This is a genomic window from Cupriavidus sp. WS (assembly GCF_000395345.1).
Lineage (GTDB): Bacteria > Pseudomonadota > Gammaproteobacteria > Burkholderiales > Burkholderiaceae > Cupriavidus > Cupriavidus basilensis_B.
In genome coordinates this window covers 1-6024 of record NZ_AQPL01000600.1, presented here as the reverse complement: position 1 = coordinate 6024, position 6024 = coordinate 1, and the positions used below count along the sequence as shown (strand labels likewise).

Genomic DNA, 6024 nt, shown 5'->3' with positions numbered 1-6024 from the left:
CCCCCCCGCCGCCGCCAGGCCCCCAGAAGCCCCCCACTCCCACCCCATCTCTGCGAAAATAGACCAAATCACGATAAGAACCCCCTGTGGAGAAGAAATGAAGCTGCAGTTGTACGTGCCCGACGGCCGCTACCAACCCTGGATCGACGGCTTCTCCGAAGCCCTGCCGGAGGCACAATGCCTGACCTGGGAAGACAGCAAATCCGAACGCGCTGACTACGCCGTGGTGTGGCGCCCGCCGCTGGAGATGCTGCGCGGGCGCACCGACCTCAAGGCGGTGTTCAACCTCGGCGCCGGCGTGGACGGCATCCTGCGCCTGCGTGACGACGATCCGCGCGCGCTGCCAGACGGCGTGCCCATCGTGCGCCTGGACGATGCCGGCATGGCCGCGCAGATGATCGAGTACGTGACGCACGCGGTACTGCGCTATTTCCGCCGCCTGGACGAATACGCGCTGGCGCAGCAGGCCGGCAACTGGCGCTTCCTCAAGCCGCATCGCCGCGCGGGTTTCAGCGTGGGCGTGATGGGCGTGGGCACGCTCGGCGCGCAGATCGCGCGGGCGCTGGCGGGTTTCGGGTTTCCGGTGCGCGGCTGGAGCCGCACGCCGCGCGAGATCGAGGGTGTGCAGGGGTTTGCCGGCGAGGCCGGACAGGCCGCGTTCCTCGACGGGCTGCACGTGCTGGTCAACGTGCTGCCGCTGACGCCGCAGACCGAGAACATGCTCGACGCGGCCCTGTTCGGCAAGCTGGCCAAGGGCGCTTATCTCGTCAACGTGGCGCGCGGGCAGCATCTGGTCGAGGAAGACCTGCTGGCGGCGGTGCAGTCCGGCCAGATTGCCGGCGCCACGCTGGACGTGTTCCGCACCGAGCCGCTGCCGGCCGAGCATCCGTTCTGGGGCGAGCCGCGCATCACCATCACGCCGCACATCGCCGCGCTGACGCTGCGCGAGGACAGCATCGCCCAGATCGCCGGCAAGATCCGCGCGCTCGGGGCGGGCCAGCCGATTGCCGGCGTGGTCGACCTGCAGCGCGGTTACTGAACGCAGACACAGCAAGCAGACACAGCCGCCGCGGCGTGCGCGCCGCGGCGGCAGGACACGGAGGAGACGCCATGACACTGCCCAACTATGTGAAGATCGTCGAGGTCGGCCCGCGCGACGGGCTGCAGAACGAAAAGGCGCTGGTGCCGACCGAGGTCAAGGTCGAGCTGGTCAACCGCCTGAGCGACGCCGGTTTCGTCAACATCGAGTCGGCCTCGTTCGTCTCGCCCAAGTGGGTGCCGCAGATGGCCGACGGCGCCGAGGTGATGGCGCGCATCCAGCGCCGCCCGGGCACGCTGTACTCGGTGCTCACGCCCAACATGAAGGGCTTCGAGGGCGCGGTGGCCGCCGGCGCCGACGAGGTGGTGATCTTCGGCGCGGCCAGCGAGGCGTTCTCGCAGAAGAACATCAACTGCTCGATCGCCGAATCCATCGCGCGCTTCGAGCCGGTGGCCGCGGCGGCCAAGGAAAAGGGCCTGCGCCTGCGCGCGAGCCTCTCGTGCGCGCTGGGCTGTCCCTACCAGGGCGAGGTGCCGGTGCGCGCCGTGGTGGACGTGGTGCGCCGCATGCGCGACCTCGGCTGCGACGAGATCGACATTGCCGACACCATCGGCGTGGGCACGCCCGTGCGCGTGCAGGAAGTGATGCGCGCGGCCGCGGCGGAATTTCCGATGGACCGCCTCTCCGGCCATTTCCACGATACCTACGGCCAGGCGCTGTCCAACATCCTGGCCAGCCTGGAAGTGGGCATCTCGATCTTCCACGCCTCCGTCGCGGGCCTGGGCGGCTGCCCGTATGCCAAGGGCGCGACCGGCAACGTCGCCACCGAGGACGTGCTGTACATGCTGCACGGCATGGGCCTGCACACCGGCGTGGACCTGGATCAGGTGGTGCGCGCCGGCGACTTCATCTCGCAGGCCATCGGCCGCGCCAACAGCTCGCGCGTGGGCCGCGCGCTGCTGACCAAGTGGGCGAGCGCCGCCGAGGCGGCGCCGGCCTGCGTGTGAACCCGCACCGGAAAGCAGACATGAACGACCGATCCGTGAACGACGACGAGGCCGCGGCGCCCCTGCCCGAGGCCGCGCAGCGCGTGGCCGGGCTGCTGGCCGGCCTGGGCCATGCCAAGCCGGTGGTGATGCTGCCGGCGACCGGCAAGACCTCGGCCGAGGCCGCGGCGGGCCTGGGCTGCTCGGTGGCCGAGATCGCCAAGTCCATCATCTTCCGCCGCGTGGCGGACGACGCGCCGGTGCTGGTGATCGCCAGCGGCAGCAACCGCGTCGACGAAGCCAAGGTGGCGGCGGTGGTCGGGCCGCTCGGCAAGGCCGACGCGAAATTCGTGCGCGAGAAGACCGGCTACGCGATCGGCGGGGTCTGCCCGATCGGCCATGCGGTGGCGCCGGTGATGCTGCTCGACAGCGACCTGTTCCGCTACGACAGCCTGTGGGCCGCCGCCGGCCATCCGCACGCGGTGTTCAACCTCACCCCGCACGAGCTGCAGCGCATGACCGGCGCCCCGGTGGCCGACGTGGCGCAGCGGGCCGGGGACTGAGGCCGTGTCGCGGCTGTCCCGCCTGGCCGCGGACCTGACGCGCGGCGCGCAGGCCGCGCAGCATGCGCTGCCGGTGCCGTCGCCATGCCGCAACGTGTGCCGCATGGACGCGGCCAGCGGCTATTGCGAGGGCTGCCTGCGCACCATCGAGGAAATCGCCGCGTGGTCCGGCAGCGACGACGCCGCGCGGCGCGCCATCTGGGCGCTGCTGCCGGCGCGCGCCGCGCAACTGGCCGCGCAGGCCGCGCGGCCCGGCACGGAGTGAGGCTGCCATGACCGCCGCCGATTTCGCCACCGATCCCGCTGTCGCTCCCGCCGCCGTCGACTGGTACTTCGACCCGATCTCGCCGTTCTCCTACCTCGCCTTCGAGCGGCTGCCGCAGGTCCTGCCGGCCGCCACGCGCGTGCGCTACGTGCCGGTGCTGTTCGCCGGCCTGCTGCGGCACTGGGGCAACGTCGGCCCGGCGGAGATCCCGCCCAAGCGCCGCTTCACCTTCGAGCACGTCGCCTGGATCGCGCACCGCGACGAGGTGCCGCTGGCCATGCCGGCGGCGCACCCGTTCAATCCGCTGCCGCTGTTGCGGCTGGCCGTGGCGCTGGAACTGGAGGGCCGGCTCTCGCGCGAGACGCTGGCGCCGCTGCTGCATTTCGTCTGGCGGCACGGCCACGTGCCGCAGCGGCAGGCCGAATTCGCGGCGCTGTGCGGCGCGCTGGGCGTACCCGCCGCCGCGCTGGCGCGGGAGCCGGTGAAGGCGCGCCTGCGCGAGCACGGCGACGAGGCCGTGGCGCGCGGCGTGTTCGGCGTGCCGACCGCGGTGCTGCCGGGCGACCCCGCCGGCCAGCTGTTCTGGGGCCTCGACGCGCTCGACATGCTGGCCGCGCGCCTGCGGCGGGACCCGTTCTTCGCCTCCGGCGCCTTCCGCGCGGCCGGCGCGCTGCCGCCCGGCGAAGGCCGCGCGGATGCGCCGAAGCCGGCCGGCCCCTAGTCGGCGCGGGCCAGAATCAGAAAACCGGAAAAACCAGAAAAACACAGAGACAAACGCCGATGCCCGATGCCTTTACCCCGCCGGTCCTGCCCTCCACCATGCGCGTGTTCGAGCGCGGCTGGCTGTCGGCCAACAACATCCTGTTCGTCGACGGCGACGACACCGCGCTGGTCGATTCCGGTTATGTCACGCACGCGCCGCAGACGCTGGCGCTGGCCGAGGCCGGCCTGGGCGGAAAACCGCTGCGGCGGCTGGTGAACACCCACCTGCACTCCGACCATTGCGGCGGCAACGCCATCCTGCAGCGGCGCTGGCAGCCGCGCACGCTGATCCCGGCGGCCGAGGCCGCGGCCGTGCGGAGCTGGGACGACGACCTGCTCAGCTACCGCGCCACCGGCCAGCAGTGCGACCGCTTCGCCTTCGACGGCGTGGTGCAGGACGGCGACGCGCTGCGCCTGGGCGGCATCGACTGGCAGGTGGTGGCCGCGCCCGGGCACGACCCGCACGCGGTGATGCTGTTCGCGCCGCACGAGCGCATCCTGATCTCGGGCGACGCGCTGTGGGAGAACGGCTTCGGCGTGATCTTCCCCGAACTCGACGGCGAAAGCGGCTTCGCCGAGCAGGCCGCGGTGCTGGCGCGCATCGCCACGCTCGGCGCGCGCGTGGTGATTCCCGGCCACGGCCGGCCCTTCACCGACGTTGACGCGGCGCTCGAGGTGGCCGGCGGCCGGCTGGCCTACCTGAGTGCCGATCCCGCGCGCAACGCCGCGCACGCGGTCAAGGTGCTGCTCAAGTTCAAGCTGCTCGAGCAGCAGCGCATGTCCCACGCGGCGCTGCTGGCGTGGGTCGGGCAGACCCCGCTGATGCGGCGCATCCATGCGCGCTTCCTGGCCGGCGAGGATTTCGGCGCCATGCTCGCGCGCATGCTGGCGTCGCTGGCGAAGGCCGGCGCGGTGGCGGTGGAAGGCGACGAAGTCCATAACCGGGATTAAGGACGGACAACCGGGGGCGGGCGACGGAGCGTGGGCGGCCGGCGGCGGTTCCCCTCGTTTTCCGTTTGATCGCGCCCGCCGGACGCCGTAGCATGTAGGCACGTTGCGCCCCCCGAACCGTCCGCGAGGAAGCCGCCGATGCCTGTCTTTCCCGTCGCATTGCTCCAGCCCCTGGTTGCCCATCTCACCCCCTCGTCCATCCGCGCGCACGGCGCCGACCTGCTGGTCGAGCTCGCGCCGTTCCCGCTCGGCGGCGCGCAGGTGCGCACGGCGCTCCGCCTCGACGGCGTGAGCCTGCCCAGCCTCAGCCTGGCGCGGCTCGCCGGCCGGCGCCTGCGCTTCCCGCTCAACCCGGAGCCGGGTTATATCGACGGCTCGCTCTATCTCGACGGCCGGCACCACGCCGTGGACGTCGGCGCGCTGCGCTTCGGCGAGCTCGACCCGCAGGGCCTCGACGTGGAGATCGAAGGCCGCATCCATTTCGACGACGGCGCCGGTTTCGACGACACCGCGCTGCATCTGGCCGCGCGCATCGCCGCGCCGCTGTCCGAGTGCGAGCTCGACGCCGCCATCGACCGCGCCGCGGCCGAGGCGGGCGCCGCCGGCGCGCGGCAGGCCGGCAAGGCAATGGCCATCCTCAGTCGCGACCCGCGCCTGCGCCATGCCGACATGGCCCTGCTGCACGCGCGCGTGCAGGCCCGCCTGCTGATCGCCGGGGCGATGGCGCGCGGCGGCAGGGCGCTGCGCTGAGTGCGGCGAAGCACGAGGCGCGGCAAGCGCAGGCGAAGCGGAACCCGCCGCGAGAAACCGAGGACCAGAACACTTTGAGGACACGAGGCCCCATCATGCAAGCGCTCCACGGCCAGGGTTTCCTGCTGCGCCCGTTCCGCTACACGGACGTGCCGCAGTTCGTCGCGGCCGTGCACGAATCGCTCGACACCGTGGGCAAGTGGATGCCCTGGTGCCACGCCGGCTACAACGTGCGCGACGCCGAAAGCTGGTTCGACATGTGCGCGGAAAGCATGAGCAGCGGCGAAGCCTACGACATCGGCGTGTTCGCGCCGGACGGCCGCGAGCTGTACGGCGGCGTCTCCATCAACCAGATCAACCGCGACTACAACTTCGGCAACCTCGGCTACTGGATCCGGCAAAGCCGCCAGCGCCAGGGCATCGGCGCGCGCGCGGCCGACATGATGGCGTGTTATGGATTTCACTGGCTGGGGTTGACGCGGCTCGAGGTGGTGGCCGCGGAGAACAACGCGGTCAGCCGCGCGGTGGCGGAGAAGATCGGCGCGCGTTTCGAGTGCATTGCGCGGAACCGGCTGGTGTTGCATGGGGTGCCGTGTGCGGCGGCTATGTATTCGTTGGTGCCGCCTTGGTATGAGGGGGAGTAGGTTTTGGTTGAAGGTTCTTGATTCGAATTCAGCTTTAAAAGCTTTAAAGGATTGAGGTCAACGT

At 71.3% G+C, this 6024-nt stretch carries 8 protein-coding genes; all 8 read left to right on the top strand.

Annotated elements, in window-relative coordinates; genetic code table 11:
• Nucleotides 1–97: 97 nt before the first annotated feature.
• Entirely contained in the window at nt 98–1039 is a 942-nt protein-coding gene (locus K206_RS0135395) for a glyoxylate/hydroxypyruvate reductase A (RefSeq protein WP_020206983.1), read from the top strand.
• A gap of 71 nt (nt 1040–1110) precedes the next feature.
• The gene (locus K206_RS0135390; RefSeq protein WP_020206982.1) at nt 1111–2046 is read left to right on the top strand and encodes a hydroxymethylglutaryl-CoA lyase; all 936 of its coding nucleotides are present in this window, start codon (nt 1111–1113) and stop codon (nt 2044–2046) included.
• A 20-nt stretch (nt 2047–2066) separates the two neighbouring features.
• Nucleotides 2067–2588 carry a YbaK/EbsC family protein gene (locus K206_RS0135385; protein WP_020206981.1) on the top strand — a complete coding sequence of 174 codons (522 nt, stop codon included), beginning with the start codon at nt 2067–2069 and terminating at the stop codon, nt 2586–2588.
• Nucleotides 2589–2592: 4 nt separating this feature from the next.
• Nucleotides 2593–2853, top strand: a complete 261-nt coding sequence (locus K206_RS0135380; protein WP_020206980.1) for a DUF1289 domain-containing protein — start codon at nt 2593–2595, stop codon at nt 2851–2853.
• Between the two features lie 7 nt (nt 2854–2860).
• A complete protein-coding gene (locus K206_RS0135375) occupies nt 2861–3574 on the top strand; it encodes a 2-hydroxychromene-2-carboxylate isomerase (RefSeq protein ID WP_020206979.1) in 714 nt (237 codons plus the stop codon).
• Nucleotides 3575–3633: 59 nt separating this feature from the next.
• Entirely contained in the window at nt 3634–4566 is a 933-nt protein-coding gene (locus K206_RS0135370; protein ID WP_020206978.1) for an MBL fold metallo-hydrolase, read from the top strand.
• A 138-nt stretch (nt 4567–4704) separates the two neighbouring features.
• Nucleotides 4705–5316 carry a GatB/YqeY domain-containing protein gene (locus K206_RS0135365; protein ID WP_043367838.1) on the top strand — a complete coding sequence of 204 codons (612 nt, stop codon included), beginning with the start codon at nt 4705–4707 and terminating at the stop codon, nt 5314–5316.
• Between the two features lie 95 nt (nt 5317–5411).
• Nucleotides 5412–5960 (top strand): GNAT family N-acetyltransferase, encoded by a 549-nt coding sequence (locus K206_RS0135360; RefSeq protein WP_020206976.1) that lies wholly within the window; start codon nt 5412–5414, stop codon nt 5958–5960.
• Nucleotides 5961–6024 lie beyond the last annotated feature (64 nt).

Excerpts from the sequence above, each read along its gene's own strand:
- K206_RS0135395 (WP_020206983.1), top strand. The coding sequence starts at position 98 with ATGAAGCTGCAGTTGTACGTGCCCGACGGCCGCTACCAACCCTGGATC.
- K206_RS0135390 (WP_020206982.1), top strand. The coding sequence starts at position 1,111 with ATGACACTGCCCAACTATGTGAAGATCGTCGAGGTCGGCCCGCGCGAC.
- K206_RS0135385 (WP_020206981.1), top strand. The coding sequence starts at position 2,067 with ATGAACGACCGATCCGTGAACGACGACGAGGCCGCGGCGCCCCTGCCC.
- K206_RS0135375 (WP_020206979.1), top strand. The coding sequence starts at position 2,861 with ATGACCGCCGCCGATTTCGCCACCGATCCCGCTGTCGCTCCCGCCGCC.
- K206_RS0135370 (WP_020206978.1), top strand. The coding sequence starts at position 3,634 with ATGCCCGATGCCTTTACCCCGCCGGTCCTGCCCTCCACCATGCGCGTG.
- K206_RS0135365 (WP_043367838.1), top strand. The coding sequence starts at position 4,705 with ATGCCTGTCTTTCCCGTCGCATTGCTCCAGCCCCTGGTTGCCCATCTC.
- K206_RS0135360 (WP_020206976.1), top strand. The coding sequence starts at position 5,412 with ATGCAAGCGCTCCACGGCCAGGGTTTCCTGCTGCGCCCGTTCCGCTAC.